The sequence below is a fragment of the Burkholderia sp. PR2 genome (genome assembly GCF_052372875.1).
GTDB classification, from domain to species: domain Bacteria; phylum Pseudomonadota; class Gammaproteobacteria; order Burkholderiales; family Burkholderiaceae; genus Burkholderia; species Burkholderia diffusa.
The window spans coordinates 2,414,609-2,428,393 of the sequence record NZ_JBQRWH010000004.1 but is presented as its reverse complement, the minus strand read 5'-3'; the positions used below and the strand labels follow the sequence as shown (position 1 = coordinate 2,428,393).

General features: G+C 68.2%; 15 protein-coding genes. 3 read left to right on the top strand and 12 right to left on the bottom strand.

The genetic code is table 11. The features are described 5' to 3' along the window. Positions 1–27 precede the first annotated feature (27 nt). From ACT2FV_RS28435 to upp, 12 genes are all read right to left on the bottom strand, one after another. Complete coding sequence (locus ACT2FV_RS28435) at positions 28–1,287, bottom strand: MFS transporter (protein ID WP_151049481.1); 1,260 nt, start codon at positions 1,285–1,287, stop codon at positions 28–30. Then, positions 1,284–2,249: a PRC-barrel domain-containing protein gene (locus ACT2FV_RS28430; RefSeq protein ID WP_444505212.1), complete on the bottom strand. Its 966-nt coding sequence runs from the start codon at positions 2,247–2,249 to the stop codon at positions 1,284–1,286. The genes ACT2FV_RS28435 and ACT2FV_RS28430 overlap by 4 nt, the downstream gene beginning before the upstream one ends. A gap of 393 nt (positions 2,250–2,642) precedes the next feature. Beyond that, positions 2,643–2,978 (bottom strand): YggL 50S ribosome-binding family protein, encoded by a 336-nt coding sequence (locus ACT2FV_RS28425; protein WP_059600391.1) that lies wholly within the window; start codon positions 2,976–2,978, stop codon positions 2,643–2,645. 121 nt (positions 2,979–3,099) lie between these two features. Continuing rightward, positions 3,100–4,569 (bottom strand): ribonuclease G, encoded by a 1,470-nt coding sequence (rng, locus tag ACT2FV_RS28420; protein WP_059600392.1) that lies wholly within the window; start codon positions 4,567–4,569, stop codon positions 3,100–3,102. A gap of 8 nt (positions 4,570–4,577) precedes the next feature. Beyond that, positions 4,578–5,210 (bottom strand): Maf family protein, encoded by a 633-nt coding sequence (locus ACT2FV_RS28415; protein WP_059600393.1) that lies wholly within the window; start codon positions 5,208–5,210, stop codon positions 4,578–4,580. 51 nt (positions 5,211–5,261) lie between these two features. Continuing rightward, entirely contained in the window at positions 5,262–5,732 is a 471-nt protein-coding gene (gene rlmH, locus ACT2FV_RS28410) for a 23S rRNA (pseudouridine(1915)-N(3))-methyltransferase RlmH (protein ID WP_044844705.1), read from the bottom strand. Between the two features lie 19 nt (positions 5,733–5,751). Continuing rightward, positions 5,752–6,192 (bottom strand): ribosome silencing factor, encoded by a 441-nt coding sequence (gene rsfS, locus ACT2FV_RS28405; RefSeq protein ID WP_006752218.1) that lies wholly within the window; start codon positions 6,190–6,192, stop codon positions 5,752–5,754. Between the two features lie 4 nt (positions 6,193–6,196). Then, the gene (locus ACT2FV_RS28400) at positions 6,197–6,955 is read right to left on the bottom strand and encodes a nicotinate-nucleotide adenylyltransferase (protein ID WP_151049486.1); all 759 of its coding nucleotides are present in this window, start codon (positions 6,953–6,955) and stop codon (positions 6,197–6,199) included. Further along, entirely contained in the window at positions 6,952–7,872 is a 921-nt protein-coding gene (gene hemF, locus ACT2FV_RS28395) for an oxygen-dependent coproporphyrinogen oxidase (protein ID WP_124626833.1), read from the bottom strand. The genes ACT2FV_RS28400 and hemF overlap by 4 nt, the downstream gene beginning before the upstream one ends. A 117-nt stretch (positions 7,873–7,989) precedes the next feature. After that, a complete protein-coding gene (purD, locus tag ACT2FV_RS28390; RefSeq protein ID WP_444505211.1) occupies positions 7,990–9,270 on the bottom strand; it encodes a phosphoribosylamine--glycine ligase in 1,281 nt (426 codons plus the stop codon). 105 nt (positions 9,271–9,375) lie between these two features. Continuing rightward, positions 9,376–10,104: a YebC/PmpR family DNA-binding transcriptional regulator gene (locus ACT2FV_RS28385; protein ID WP_044844700.1), complete on the bottom strand. Its 729-nt coding sequence runs from the start codon at positions 10,102–10,104 to the stop codon at positions 9,376–9,378. A 217-nt stretch (positions 10,105–10,321) separates the two neighbouring features. Then, the gene (upp, locus tag ACT2FV_RS28380; protein ID WP_006478229.1) at positions 10,322–10,972 is read right to left on the bottom strand and encodes a uracil phosphoribosyltransferase; all 651 of its coding nucleotides are present in this window, start codon (positions 10,970–10,972) and stop codon (positions 10,322–10,324) included. Between the two features lie 216 nt (positions 10,973–11,188). On the opposite strand from upp, the gene ACT2FV_RS28375 reads away from it, so the two are divergent. The 3 genes from ACT2FV_RS28375 (at position 11,189) to ACT2FV_RS28365 (ending at position 13,563) form a co-directional block, all read left to right on the top strand. Then, complete coding sequence (locus tag ACT2FV_RS28375; RefSeq protein WP_444505210.1) at positions 11,189–11,968, top strand: SDR family oxidoreductase; 780 nt, start codon at positions 11,189–11,191, stop codon at positions 11,966–11,968. A gap of 55 nt (positions 11,969–12,023) precedes the next feature. Beyond that, positions 12,024–12,416 carry a methylglyoxal synthase gene (locus tag ACT2FV_RS28370; protein ID WP_059533273.1) on the top strand — a complete coding sequence of 131 codons (393 nt, stop codon included), beginning with the start codon at positions 12,024–12,026 and terminating at the stop codon, positions 12,414–12,416. Between the two features lie 172 nt (positions 12,417–12,588). Beyond that, the gene (locus ACT2FV_RS28365) at positions 12,589–13,563 is read left to right on the top strand and encodes a quinone oxidoreductase family protein (protein ID WP_124626835.1); all 975 of its coding nucleotides are present in this window, start codon (positions 12,589–12,591) and stop codon (positions 13,561–13,563) included. The last annotated feature ends 222 nt before the right edge of the window (positions 13,564–13,785 follow it).

Here is a 13,785-nt window from a genome sequence, read left to right as displayed (position 1 = left end):
TCGGGCCGGGAAGCGGGTGCGAGTGCGTCAGTGCGCCTGTTCCGACGATGCGGCGGCCGGCTCGCCGGTGGCCGCATCGCCGTTTTCGACGCGCGTTTCCGGCATCGCGAGCCAGACCAGCAGCACGGCGAGCGCGCCGGCGGCGGCGAGCCCGAAGAAGCTGACCGCATTGCCGAAGTGATCGGCGACAAAGCCGGCCACGGCCGTGCTGAGCGTCGCGCCGATTCCGGCCGCAAGCCCGAACAGCCCGATGCACAGGTTGTAGCGGCCCTTGCCGCCTGCGACATCGGCCGCGATCAGCGGCAGCATCACACCGAACACTGCCGCGCTGATGCCATCGAGCATCTGCACCGGCACCAGCAGGTAGGGGCTGCTCACGCCGGCGAACAGCAGCGCGCGCACCGGCAGCGCCGAGAAGCCGAGCAGCAGGATCGGCCGGCGTCCCCAGCGTTGCGCGGAGCGACCGACCCACGGAGACAGCATCGCGACGATCGCCTGCGGCACGATGATGCACGCGGCGATCACGAGCTGCACGTTCTCGCCCATGCCGGCCGTCACTTCGCCGGCCGCGAGGTTGAGCATCGCCGCGTTCGACAGGTGGAACAGCACGACGCATGCCGCGAAGGTCAGCATCCGGCGATCGCGCAGCAGCTCGGAAAGCGTCTCGCGTGCCTCGCCTTCGTCGTGGTCGTCGGGTTTCGGCGCATGCGGAATCACTTCGTGTGTCGGCTGGATCATCGCGAGCGCGAACAGCGCGGGCAATGCCAGCACGGCGGTCAGCCAGAACACCGCGCGCGCGGAGAAATACTCGCCGGTGAGCCCCATCAGGCCCGCGGCGACCGCGCTGCCGATCGATGCCCAGCGCGCGTTGCGGCCGAGCCGGTCGCCGAGGTCGGCGCGGCCGACCAACGAGAACGAGATCGCGGCCATCGCGGGCACGAGCATGCAGCTCGCGAAGCCGTGGAACACTTCGGCCGCGATCACCGGCACGATCGTCGGGCTCGACGCGAGCAGCACCGCGGACAGGATGATGGCCGCGATCGCCCATGCGGCCGCGCCTTTCTTGTTCTTCAGCGCGTCGACGGCGGCGCCGCCCGGCACCTGGCTGACCATCGCGCTGATCGTGCCGATCGACAGCACCATGCCGATCTCGCCCTGCGTCCACTTGTGTGACGCGAGGTAGGACGCGATGAACGGACCGAACCCGGTTTGAACGTTTGCAACGAAAAAGTTGAGCCAGTCGAGGGCCCGGAGACTGCGAACGCTGACGGAATGCTTGATCGTCATCGGGTGGCACTCGCAGGCGAAGCCGGCGCGGCGGCAGTAACCGGCGGCGAGACCACGACGATCGGCTTGTCGGCCGCGTAGGGCGGCGACGCCTTGATCTGCGCGTCGTTCAGGTCGAGTTGCGGACGCAGCGCCTTGTCGCGCATGACGAAGCGCAACGCGCCCCAGCTCGCGGCGATCGAGCGGCGGTCGGTATTGACGAGCCCGCCGAGGTCGAGCACGACGGCCTGCGGTTGCGCGCCGCGGTCGATCAGCACGTCGACGACCCGGCCGATCTTCGTGCCGTTCGGGCGTTCGACGTCGCTGTCGAGCAGCGGCAGACGCGTCGCGGGCGACGCCGCGGCCGAGCCCGACAGCGGCACGGCCTTGGGGCGGGCGGCCGGCGGCAGGTCGCCCGATGGCACGTCGAGCACGATCGGTTCCTGTTTGCCGCCCGGCGTGAAGCGGAACACGTTCCACGGGAAGACGACCTTGCGGTCGCCGACACCCATGAACCCCTGCAGGTTGACGATCATCTCGCGCGGTTTGCCGCTTGCGTCGGTCACCATGTCGACCGCGCGGCCGATCACCTTGCCGTTGCGGCGCGCGACCTCGCTGTCGAGCAGCGCATGGATCTGGGTGCGGTCGAGCGGGCGTGTCGCGACGAGCGGCGGCGGGGGCGGCGGAGGCGGCGTCGGCGATTCGGGGCGCTGCACCGGCTTCGGCTTCGTCACTTCACGGTGCGGCTTCTTCGGCGCTTCCGGTTCCTCCGGCTGGACGAGCGGCGGCACGGGCGGCATCGTCAGCGGTTCGCCGGCTGTTTCCCCGATGGGCTCGACGAGCGCCTCGCTGATCGGCGCAGGCGGATTCTGGGTCGGCAGCAGCCCGCAGCCGGACAGCAGCGCGGCGGCCGCGAGAACGAGGAAGACCGTCGAGGACGGTAACGACATGCGGGATGCGGGAAACGGGAGTCCGCCGCTCATTGACACTCACTCCATGGGTCGGGGGCGGGCCCGGAGGCTCGCGGCTGGCGATGGATGGCGGGTGCGGGCGGCGCACCACGCGAGGTGAGAGTTTAACGTGTCTTGCTTTCAGGACCGATTTCGATGGCCGATTGGAGGCGGACCGTCGGGAAAAGGAAGGGATCGGCGGCGGGCCGAGGGATGCCGAATGATGGTCGAGGATGCAGCCGCGGCGCCTGATCAGGGGTAGTCACGGTCGACACGGCGTGAATCGTGCGAGCCGTGCCGGTTGCGCGGGTGTCGGGAGGCGGGTAACGGAGGCGGAAGAGAAGGCGGGACATCCAGGCGCCGGCCTGGCCCGCCGTCATGGCGGGCCGGCGCGGGCGCTGCCCGATGCAGGCAGAAACCGGAAAGTCAGGCGTCCGGATACCACGCATCGGTGAATTCGCTGACCTTGACGTCGGTCAGCTCGGGCCGTGCGGCCAGCCATGCACGGACGTTTTCGCGGTCGGCATCGGTCGTCGTGCCGCGCGGTGCGCCGGAGATCACGTATGCGCCGATCCCTTCGTCGGCGGACGCGACGGTCAGCAGCCCGTTCGCTTCGACGAAATCGATGAACGAATCGATCAGCTGGCCGCGTTCGAGGTCGGACAACTCTTTGCTGTATTGCGCGGTCGCGTTGAACGCGAGTTCCTGGAATTCGGCGATGTGGAGTTTCTTGCGCTGGCGGCGGTTGTGGCGTTGGCTCATGGTGTGTGATGAACGGGAAGAGGAAAAAGGCAGCGGCGGCGGGCGCGGATATGACATGCGCGAGCGGCCGGCGCCGCGTTGGATCGCCGCACGGCGTAGCCGGCGGCGGGCAGACGGAACGTCACATCAGCACGATATCGTACTGCTCCTGGCTCAGGTTCGACTCGACCTGCAGCGATACCGGCTTGCCGATGAAGTCGATCAGCATCGCGAGATGCTGCGACTCCTCGTCGAGGAACAAATCGATCACCTGCTGCGCGGCGATCACGCGGAATTCGCGCGGGTTGAACTGGCGCGACTCGCGCAGGATCTCGCGCAGGATGTCGTAGCAGACGGTGCGCGACGTCTTCACCTGGCCCTTGCCCTGGCAGGTCGGGCACGGCTCGCACAGCACGTGCGCGAGCGATTCGCGCGTGCGCTTGCGCGTCATCTCGACGAGCCCGAGCTGCGAGAAGCTGTTGACCGTCACGCGCGTGCGATCGCGCGACAGCGCCTTCTTCAGCTCGGACAGCACCGCGTCGCGATGCTCGGCGTTCTCCATGTCGATGAAGTCGATGATGATGATCCCGCCGAGGTTGCGCAGACGCAGCTGCCGCGCGATCGTATGCGCGGCCTCGAGGTTGGTCTTGAAGATCGTGTCGTCGAAGTTGCGCGCACCGACGTAGCCGCCGGTGTTCACGTCGATCGTCGTCATCGCCTCGGTCTGGTCGATCATCAGGTAGCCGCCCGACTTGAGGTCGACGCGGCGCGACAGTGCGCGCTGGATCTCCGTCTCGATGTTGTACAGGTCGAACAGCGGCCGCTCGCCGGTGTAGTGATGCAGCTTCGGGCTCACCGCCGGCGTGAACTCGCCCGCGAATTCCGCGAGGCGCTGGTAGGTCTCGCGCGAATCGACCTGGATGCGCGTCGTGTCGTCGTTCGCGAAATCGCGCAACACGCGCTGCGCGAGATCGAGATCCTGGTACAGCAGGCTCGTCGCCGGCAGCCGCTGCGCTTGCGCGACGATCGTCGCCCAGGTCTTGCGCAGATACGTGACGTCGCCCGCCAGTTCGTCGGAAGTCGCATCCTCGGCGATCGTGCGCACGATGTAGCCGCCTTTCTCGTCCGGCGGGATCACGGCGGTCAGCCGTGCGCGCACGGCCTCGCGCTCGGCCTCGCTCTCGATCTTCTGCGAGATGCCGATGTGCGGCTCCTGCGGCAGGTACACGAGCGTGCGGCCTGCGATGCTGACCTGCGTCGACAGTCGCGCGCCCTTCGTGCCGATCGGATCCTTGATCACCTGGACCATCAGCGTCTGGCCCTCGAAGACGGTCTTCTCGATCGGCTGGTGCGGCGCGCCCGACTGCGGCTCGCCCGCGAGGCGCGGATGCCAGATGTCGGCGACGTGCAGGAACGCCGCGCGCTCGAGGCCGATGTCGATGAACGCCGACTGCATGCCGGGCAGCACGCGCACGACCTTGCCGAGGTAGATGTTGCCGACCCGCCCGCGCGACAGCGTGCGCTCGACGTGAAGCTCCTGCACCGCGCCTTGCTGCACGAGTGCGACCCGCGTTTCCTGCGGCGTGAGGTTGATCAGGATTTCTTCGTTCATGGTGGGATTCAGAAGTCGACGCGCGCGGCGCGCAGCAGTGCCGCAGTCTCAAAGAGGGGCAGACCCATGATACCCGAATGGGAGCCCTCGATTCGCTCGATGAATTCGGCCGCACGCCCCTGGATCGCGTAGGCGCCGGCCTTGCCGAACGGTTCACGGCTGTCGACGTAACGTTCGAACGCGTCGCGCGGCGTGGCCGCGAAGCGCACCGACGAGCGCGACAGCGCGGGCGGCAGCAGTTCGCCGTCGGCGCCGATCACCGCGACCGCGGTGAGCACCTCGTGTTCGCGGCCCGCCAGGCGGGTCAGCATCGCGAGCGCGTCGGCGGCATCGGCCGGCTTGCCGAGGATCGCGCCGTCGATCGTCACGGTGGTGTCCGCAACCAGCACCGGCGCGGCCGGCTTGCCGCTCGCGACGAGGCGCGCACGTGCGGCCTCGGCCTTCGCGACGGTCACGCGCCGGACGTACACATCGGCGGCTTCGCCGGGCAATTCGGCTTCGAGCGCCTCGGCGTCCTCGTCGGGGCGCGGCAGCAGCAATTCGAAGCGCACGCCGATCTGCAGCAGCAGCTCCTGGCGGCGCGGGCTTTGCGAAGCGAGGTAGAGAATCGGGAAAAGGGCGGGGGGCGTGCTGGACGGCATGGTGTCGTTATCTCGTTGTGCGCGCGCGTCGCGCGTCCAGAAGACGACGCGTCATGCGCGGTGATAGGGGTGATTCTGCGTGATGCTCCACGCCCGGTAAAGCTGTTCGGCAAGCAGCACGCGCACCATACCGTGCGGCAGCGTCATGCTCGAAATGCGCAGCAGCAGGTCGGCGCGCGCCTTGAGTTCCGGATCGAGCCCGTCGGCGCCGCCGATCACGAATGCGACGTCACGGCCGTCCTGCTGCCAGCCGGGCAGCGCCTGCGCGAGCTGCATGGTGGTCCAGTCGCGGCCGCGCTCGTCGAGCGCGACGATGCGCGCGCCCTTCGGCAGCGCGGCCTCGATCTTCTGCCGCTCGGCCGCCATCACGCTTTCCGCGCTGCGGCCGCCCGAACGCAGTTCGGGCTTGATCTCGCGCAGCTCGATGCGCAGCTCGGGCGGCATGCGCTTCGTGTATTCGTCGAAGCCGGACGCGATCCAGCCGGGCATCTTGTGGCCGACCGCGAGGATGAATAGCTTCATCGGGACGACTCGCTGCGGCTCAGCGGCGGCGGGCCGCCGTCTTGCGCGCCGGGCGTGCGGGCGCTTCTTCCTCGTCGTCCTCGCCTTCGCTGGCCGTCGCGAAACCGTCCTTGCCGCCGCCGAGCTTCATCCGCACGGGCTTGTCGCCCCAGATTTCCTCGAGGTTGTAATACTGGCGCAGCGCCGGTTGCAGGATGTGCACGACGGCGTCGCCGCAGTCGACCAGCACCCATTCGCCCGTGTCTTCGCCCTCGGAGCTGACGATGTCGCCGCCGGCTTCCTTGACCTTGTCGCGCACGCTCGACGCGAGCGCCTTGGTCTGGCGGTTCGACGTGCCCGACGCGACGATCACGCGGTCGAACAGTTCGGTCAGGTGGCTGGTGTTGAACACCTTGATGTCTTGCGCCTTGATGTCTTCGAGAGCGTCGACGATCACGCGCTGCAGTTTGCGGATATCCATGGAATCAGGAATGGTAGAGACGATGTTGAAGAATATAGGCCCAGACGGCGGCCGGTACATGCTCGGCCGACGCGTCGGGCATCTGCGCATGACGCGCGATGCATTCGCGCAGGTGCGCACGGATGTCGGTTGCGGCGATATCGAACGCCAGTGTCGTGTCGATCAGCAGGTGGCCGGCCGGTGTCGCTTTCAGCACATCCGCACCGGCCTGCCGCCGCGCGATTTCCCGTGCGACGGCCGGTGGCGCCGTGCCGAGGTCGAAGCCCGGGCGCGTCGACGCGCACACGTGCGCGTAGTCGAACAGCTTGCGCCAGTCGCGCCACGTGTCGAGCCGCACCAGCTGGTCGGCGCCGATCAGCAGCGACAGCGAGGCGTCGGGGCCGATCCGATCGCGCCAGCGCGCGAGCGTCTCGACCGTATAGGTCGGCCCCGCGTGCTCGATCTCGTCGGTCGCGACGGTGATCGTCACGCCGGGCAGGGACAGCGAGCCGGCAGCGGCGCGCGTCATCGCGAGCCGATGCTCGGCGGCCGACACGTCGCGCTTCTGGTAAGGCTGCCCGGCGGGCAGCAGCACGAGGTCGGTCAGGCCGAGCACGTCGGCGAACCGGCGCGCGAGCGCGAGGTGGCCGTCGTGGATCGGATCGAACGTGCCGCCCAGCAGGCCGATGCGACGTAACGGCGGGCGCGGCTGCGGGGCGGGGCGGGCGGTGGTGTCCAGAAAAACGTGTCCTGTTCTTGGGGCGGCGGGGCGCGACGGGCTCAGACCCAGTCGCGCGGCACGAGGAACTCGCTCAGGCGCGCTTCGGGCGAGCCCGGCTCGGGCTGCCAGTTGTAGCGCCAGTTCGCGACCGGCGGCATCGACATCAGGATCGATTCGGTCCGGCCACCGCTTTGCAGGCCGAACAGCGTGCCGCGGTCGAACACGAGGTTGAATTCCACGTAGCGGCCGCGCCGGTAAGCCTGGAAGTCGCGTTCACGCTCGCCGTACGGCAGCGCGACCCGGCGTTCGACGATCGGCAGGTACGCGTTCAGGAACGCGTCGCCGACGCGCTGCATCATCTCGAACGAGCGTTCGAATCCGGGTTCGGAGAAGTCGTCGAAGAAGATCCCGCCGATGCCGCGCGTCTCGTTGCGGTGCTTCAGGAAGAAATACTCGTCGCACCACGTCTTGAAACGCGGATAGAGCTCGGCACCGAACGGGTCGAGCGCGTCCTTGCAGGTCTGGTGGAAATGCCGCGCGTCGTCCTCGAACGGATAAACCGGTGTCAGATCCATCCCGCCGCCGAACCAGAAGATCGGCGCCTCGCCGGGCTTCGTCGCGATCAGCATCCGCACGTTCATGTGCACCGTCGGGCAGTACGGGTTGCGCGGGTGCAGCACGAGCGACACGCCGAGCGCCTCGAAGCCGCGGCCGGCCAGCTGCGGGCGCGCGGCGCTCGCCGACGGCGGCAGCGCGTCGCCCGAGACGTCGGAAAAACCGATCCCCGCGCGCTCGAACACGCGGCCGCCTTCGAGAATCCGCGTGCAGCCGCCGCCGCGCAGGCGCTCTTCCGGCCCGCGCTGCCACGCATCGGTCGCGAGCGGCGTGCCGTCGAGCGCGCCGAGCGCGTCGGCGATGCGTGTCTGCAGGCCCTGGAGGTACGTGCGCACGCGCGCCACGTCGTAGGTCGAATCGGTCATGTCTGAACTGGGTGCCTCCGCGCGAAGCGGGGGCCGTAAAAAAGGCATCTGCCGGGCATTCTATCGAACCCCGGCAGAGGAGGCCGCCGCTTGTGACGGCAGGCGGCGGTCAGGGCGTCACGCGCTCTTGCGGTTCAGCGCGCGGAAGCCGATGTCGCGGCGATACTGCATGCCTTCGAAATTGATCTGATTGATCGTGTCGTACGCATGCTGCTGGGCTTCGCGCACCGAATCGGCGAGACCGACCACGCACAGCACGCGGCCGCCCGACGTGACGAGCTTGTCGCCTTCGGCGAGCGTCGTGCCCGCATGGAACGTCATGGCCTGTTCGGTCTCGGCCGGGATCCCGTTGATGCGGTCGCCCTTGCGCGGCGCGTCCGGATAACCGTGCGCGGCCAGCACGACGCCGAGCGCGGTGCGGCGGTCCCAGTCGAGCTCGACCGTGTCGAGCGTGCCCGCGATCGCCTGTTCGACGACCTTCGAGAAATCGCTCTTCAGGCGCGCCATGATCGGCTGCGTCTCGGGGTCGCCCATCCGGCAGTTGAACTCGAGCGTGCGCGGATTACCTTCCTTGTCGATCATCAGGCCCGCATACAGGAAGCCCGTGAAGCGGATGCCGTCCTTCTCCATCCCGCGCACCGTCGGCATGATGATTTCGCGCATCACGCGTGCGTGCATCTGAGGCGTGACGATCGGCGCGGGCGAGTAGGCGCCCATGCCGCCCGTGTTCGGGCCGCGGTCCTCGTCGAGCAGGCGCTTGTGGTCCTGGCTCGAGGCCAGCGCCAGCGCGTGCTTGCCGTCGACCATCACGATGAAGCTCGCTTCCTCGCCGTCGAGGAATTCCTCGATCACGACGCGCGCGCCGGCGTCGCCGAGCTTGTTGCCCGACAGCATCATGTCGACGGCTTCGTGTGCTTCTTCCAGCGTCATCGCGACGACGACGCCCTTGCCGGCCGCGAGGCCGTCGGCCTTCACGACGATCGGCGCACCCTTCGCGTCGATGTACGCGTGTGCGGCAGCCACGTCGGAGAACGTTTCGTACTCGGCGGTGGGGATGCCGTGGCGCTTCATGAACGCCTTCGCGAAATCCTTCGAGCTTTCGAGCTGCGCGGCTTCGCGGGTCGGGCCGAACACCTTCAGGCCGCGCGCGCGGAACAGGTTGACGATGCCGGCCGCGAGCGGCGCTTCCGGCCCGACGAGCGTGAACGCGACGCCTTCGCGTTCCGCGAAATCGGCGAGTTCGTCGAGCGCCGTGATGTCGACGTTCTTCAGACGCTCGTCCTGCGCCGTGCCGCCATTGCCGGGCGCGACGTAGACCATCTGGACACGCGGCGACTGCGCGAGCTTCCACGCCAGCGCATGTTCGCGGCCGCCGGAACCGACGACGAGTAGTTTCATGGGATTCCCCGCAGACTAGAAAACAGGGCGGCCGGCACGCTCAGGCGCGCCGGCCGCGAAATCGGTCGGGCCGCCGCCGCGACGATGCGCACGGCGGCCGGCATCTCATTCCTCGACGATGACGGCGTTCGTATACACCTCCTGCACGTCGTCGAGGTTCTCGAGCGCGTCCAGGAGCTTCTGCATCTTCGCCGCATCGTCGCCGGTGAATTCGACTTCGTTCTGCGGCTTCATCGTCACTTCGGCGAGTTCGGCCTTGAAGCCCGCGGCTTCGAGCGCGTCCTTCACCGCCGAGAAGGCCTGCCAGTCGCACAGCACTTCGATCGAGCCGTCGTCGTTCGTGCTGACGTCGTCCGCGCCGGCTTCGAGCGCCGCTTCCATCAGCGCGTCTTCCGACGTGCCGGGCGCGAACAGGAACTGGCCGACGTGATCGAACATGAACGCGACCGAACCGTCGGTGCCCATGTTGCCGCCGAACTTCGAGAATGCGTGACGGACTTCCGCGACCGTGCGGGTGCGGTTGTCGGTCAGCGTGTCGACGATGATCGCCGCGCCGCTGATGCCGTAGCCTTCGTAACGGATTTCTTCGTAGTTCGCGCCGTCCGCGCCGCCGACGCCGCGGTCGATCGCGCGCTTGACGTTGTCTTTCGGCATGTTCGCGTCGGCTGCCTTGTCGACTGCGAGACGCAGACGCGGGTTCGAGCTGGCGTCGCCGCCGCCGAGGCGGGCCGCGACTTGGATTTCCTTGATCAGGCGGGTCCAGATCTTGCCGCGCTTCGCGTCGGCCGCTGCCTTCTTATGCTTGATGTTGGCCCATTTCGAATGACCAGCCATACCTTTCTCCGTGCCCGGGCGCGCTGCGCGGGCGATTGTGCCAATGTGTCGTTGAATCGGCGGCCGTCTGGGCGGGCATGATGCCGCGGGGCCGCGCGTGTCGAGTGGAACGTGATTTTATCACGCGGCGACCGTCGCTTCGGGCCCGCCGTGCATGGCCGAACGGCCGGGAGGGCCGCTCGGAGCACCGTGCCGCGCGCCCCGGCGCCGCCGTGCGTCAGTTCTTGGTGCCGAACAGGCGGTCGCCCGCGTCGCCCAGGCCCGGCACGATGTATGCGTGCTCGTTCAGGTGCGAGTCGAGCGATGCGACGAACAGCTTCACGTCCGGGTGCGCGTCCTGGAACACCTGCACGCCCTCGGGCGCGGCGACCAGTGCGACGAACATGATGTTCGCGGCCGGCACGTTGCGGCGCTTGAGCACGTCGACCGCGTGCACGGCCGAATAGCCGGTCGCGACCATCGGGTCGCACAGAATGAAGATGCGATCCTCGAGATCGGGCAGGCGCACCAGGTATTCGACCGGGCGGTGATCCTCGGCGCGGTACACGCCGATGTGGCCGACGCGCGCAGACGGCACCAGGTCGAGCAGGCCGTCCGACATCCCGATGCCGGCGCGCAGCACGGGCACGATCGCGAGCTTCTTGCCCGCGATCACCGGCGCGTCGACCGCCACGAGCGGGGTTTCGACCCGCTTGGTCGTGATCGGGAGGTTACGGGTGATCTCGTAGCCCATCAGCAGCGTGATCTCACGCAGCAGTTCGCGGAACGTGCGCGTCGACGTGTCCTTGTCGCGCATGTGGGTCAGCTTGTGCTGGATCAGCGGGTGATCAGTGATGAAGAGATTCGGGAAACGGCTGTCCTGTTTCATGACGGGGTGCCTTGGCGGCAAAAGGGGATCGGGGGCGGCGATGGCGCGAGGCCGGCCGCCGCTTATGGCCGCAATTTTACCAAGGCGCGCCACGTGATCCGGATATTATCGACGTCTCACGACAATCCGCGCGCCGTGTTCGCCCGTTTCCGACCGCTCGCCCGTCCGGCGATGCGGGCGGCTGCGCCGGCGCGCGTCGCCATAAGGGAATCGACGATGGATCTCGGCATCGCAGGAAAGACCGCGCTCGTGTGCGCGGCGAGCAAGGGACTCGGGCGCGGCTGCGCGGAAGCGCTGGCCGCCGAGGGCGTGAATCTCGTGATCGTCGCGCGCACGCGCGACACGCTGGAGGAAACCGCGGAGGAGATCCGCGCCGGGTCGAACGTGTCGGTCACCGCCGTCGCCTGCGACATCACGACGCCCGACGGCCGCGCGGCCGCGCTCGCCGCCTGCCCGCAGCCGGACATTCTCGTGACGAATGCCGGCGGGCCGCCGCCCGGCGACTTCCGCGATTTCTCGCACGACGACTGGATCCGCGCGCTGGAGTCGAACATGCTGACGCCGATCGAACTGATCCGCGCGACCGTGGACGGGATGATCGGGCGCGGTTTCGGCCGGATCGTCAACATCACGAGTTCGGCCGTGAAGGCGCCGATCGACGTGCTCGCGCTGTCGAACGGTGCACGCTCGGGACTGACCGGCTTCGTCGCGGGGCTGTCGCGCAAGGTCGCGGGGCAGGGCGTGACGATAAACAATCTGCTGCCCGGGCTGTTCGACACCGACCGGATCGCGACGACGCTCGCCGCGTCGGCGAAGGTGCAGGGCGTGACGGTCGACGAGATGCGCGCGCGGCGCGCGAAGGAAATCCCGGCCGGGCGCCTCGGCACGCGTGCCGAATTCGGCGCGGCGTGCGCGTTCCTCTGCAGCGTCCATGCCGGCTACATCACCGGGCAGAACTGGCTGCTCGACGGCGGCGCGTATCCGGGTACGTTCTGACGCGCGCACCGCCATTCACGCATACGACAACAATCGACCCACGAAGGAAACGGAGATGAGCAAACCCCGCATCGCATTGATCGCGCACGACGCGAAGAAGGACGAGATCGTCGCGCTCGCGGGCCAGTACCGCGAGACGCTCGCGCAATGCAGGCTGGTCGGAACGGGCACGACGGGCGGCCGCATCGCCGCCGCGCACGGGCTCGAGGTCGAGCGCAAGCTGTCGGGGCCGCTCGGCGGCGACCTGCAGATCGGTGCGGAACTGGCCGAAGGCCGCGTCGACATCGTCGTGTTCCTGCGTGACCCGATGACCGCGCAGCCGCACGATCCGGACATCACCGCGCTGGTGCGCGCGTGCGACGTGCACGACGTGCCGGTCGCGACGAACGTGGCGACCGCGCGGATGCTGCTCGACGACCTGGCGCGGAACATGCAGGACGTCTGCTAGTCGCCCGCCAGCCTGATTGCCCTTGCTGGCGGCAGGGCCATGCACGCCCGGCGGTGACGCGCGAGAATCGGGCGTCGCGACGCGCACCGCCGCCGGTCCTGTACCGATCGGCACCGGCTGGCGTCGGCGACCCGAATTTCCCCTGACCGATTCAGAAACGAGGAGCGAAACGATGCCGAAAGCAATCCGATACGACCAGCCGGGCGGCCCGGACGTGATGAAGTGGGTCGATGTCGAGGTCGGCGAACCGAAGGCGGGCGAAGTCCGCATCCGGCAGCATGCGGTCGGGCTCAACTACATCGATGTGTATTTCCGCACTGGCCTTTACCCGCAGCCGCTGCCCGGTGGCCTCGGGATGGAGGCGGCGGGCGAGGTGACGGCCGTCGGTGACGGCGTGACCGCGCTCAAGGCGGGCGACCGCGTCGCCTACGTCGGGCAGCCGCCGGGCGCGTACGCGCAGGAGCGCGTGATGCCGGCCGAGCGGCTCGTGAAGCTGCCCGACGGGATCAGCTACGACGACGCGGCATCGGTGATGCTGCAGGGACTGACCGCGCACTACCTGCTGCGCCGCACGTACCCGGTGAAGGCCGGTGACACGATCCTGATCCACGCGGCGGCCGGCGGTGTCGGCCTGCTCGTGTGCCAGTGGGCGAAGGCGCTCGGCGCGACCGTGATCGGGACGGTCGGCTCCGACGAGAAGGCCGCGCTCGCAAAAGCGCACGGCTGCGATCATCCGATCGTCTATACGCGCGAGAACTTCACGCAGCGCGTGAAGGAGATCACGAACGGCGCGGGCGTGCCGGTCGTCTACGACTCGATCGGCAAGGACACCTACATCGGCTCGCTCGACTGCCTCGCGCCGCTCGGTCTGTTCGTCAGCTTCGGCAATGCGTCGGGCCCGCTGCCGCCGATCGACTCGAAGGAGTTCTCGTCGCGCGGCTCGCTGTTCTTCACGCGGCCGACGCTGTTCTCGTACATCGCGAAGCGTGCGGATCTCGAATCCGCGGCCGCCGAGCTGTTCGACGTGATCCTGTCGGGCAAGGTGAAGACGAGCATCAACCAGCGCTATCCGCTCGCGGAAGTCGGCCGCGCGCATGAAGATCTCGAAGCGCGCAAGACGACCGGCTCGACGATCCTCGTTCCCTGACGCATCCCTTCGTGCCGCACCATGCCGGCACGCATCCTGACGGGCGGCGCTGGCCGCCGCCCGTCCCGTCTTCATCCGGCCGCCGTTTCCCACCGCACGCGTTTACGGGTTTTTTATACCGGCCCGATGACCTTTGACCCGACCTTTACGCGCGTTCCCATAAGGTTCTAGTCGTCCGATTTCGACGACGGAGAACAAAAAATGGATGGGGTTTTCATCGGC

What these genes read in the sequence shown, in the direction of transcription:
- ACT2FV_RS28370 (WP_059533273.1), top strand. Translation starts at nt 12,024, where the DNA reads ATGAGCAAACCCCGCATCGCATTGATCGCGCACGACGCGAAGAAGGAC.
- ACT2FV_RS28425 (WP_059600391.1), bottom strand. Translation starts at nt 2,978, where the DNA reads ATGAGCCAACGCCACAACCGCCGCCAGCGCAAGAAACTCCACATCGCC.
- ACT2FV_RS28430 (WP_444505212.1), bottom strand. Translation starts at nt 2,249, where the DNA reads ATGAGCGGCGGACTCCCGTTTCCCGCATCCCGCATGTCGTTACCGTCC.
- rlmH (WP_044844705.1), bottom strand. Translation starts at nt 5,732, where the DNA reads ATGAAGCTATTCATCCTCGCGGTCGGCCACAAGATGCCCGGCTGGATC.
- purD (WP_444505211.1), bottom strand. Translation starts at nt 9,270, where the DNA reads ATGAAACTACTCGTCGTCGGTTCCGGCGGCCGCGAACATGCGCTGGCG.
- hemF (WP_124626833.1), bottom strand. Translation starts at nt 7,872, where the DNA reads ATGACCGATTCGACCTACGACGTGGCGCGCGTGCGCACGTACCTCCAG.
- upp (WP_006478229.1), bottom strand. Translation starts at nt 10,972, where the DNA reads ATGAAACAGGACAGCCGTTTCCCGAATCTCTTCATCACTGATCACCCG.
- ACT2FV_RS28375 (WP_444505210.1), top strand. Translation starts at nt 11,189, where the DNA reads ATGGATCTCGGCATCGCAGGAAAGACCGCGCTCGTGTGCGCGGCGAGC.
- rng (WP_059600392.1), bottom strand. Translation starts at nt 4,569, where the DNA reads ATGAACGAAGAAATCCTGATCAACCTCACGCCGCAGGAAACGCGGGTC.
- ACT2FV_RS28435 (WP_151049481.1), bottom strand. Translation starts at nt 1,287, where the DNA reads ATGACGATCAAGCATTCCGTCAGCGTTCGCAGTCTCCGGGCCCTCGAC.
- ACT2FV_RS28385 (WP_044844700.1), bottom strand. Translation starts at nt 10,104, where the DNA reads ATGGCTGGTCATTCGAAATGGGCCAACATCAAGCATAAGAAGGCAGCG.
- ACT2FV_RS28365 (WP_124626835.1), top strand. Translation starts at nt 12,589, where the DNA reads ATGCCGAAAGCAATCCGATACGACCAGCCGGGCGGCCCGGACGTGATG.
- ACT2FV_RS28415 (WP_059600393.1), bottom strand. Translation starts at nt 5,210, where the DNA reads ATGCCGTCCAGCACGCCCCCCGCCCTTTTCCCGATTCTCTACCTCGCT.
- rsfS (WP_006752218.1), bottom strand. Translation starts at nt 6,192, where the DNA reads ATGGATATCCGCAAACTGCAGCGCGTGATCGTCGACGCTCTCGAAGAC.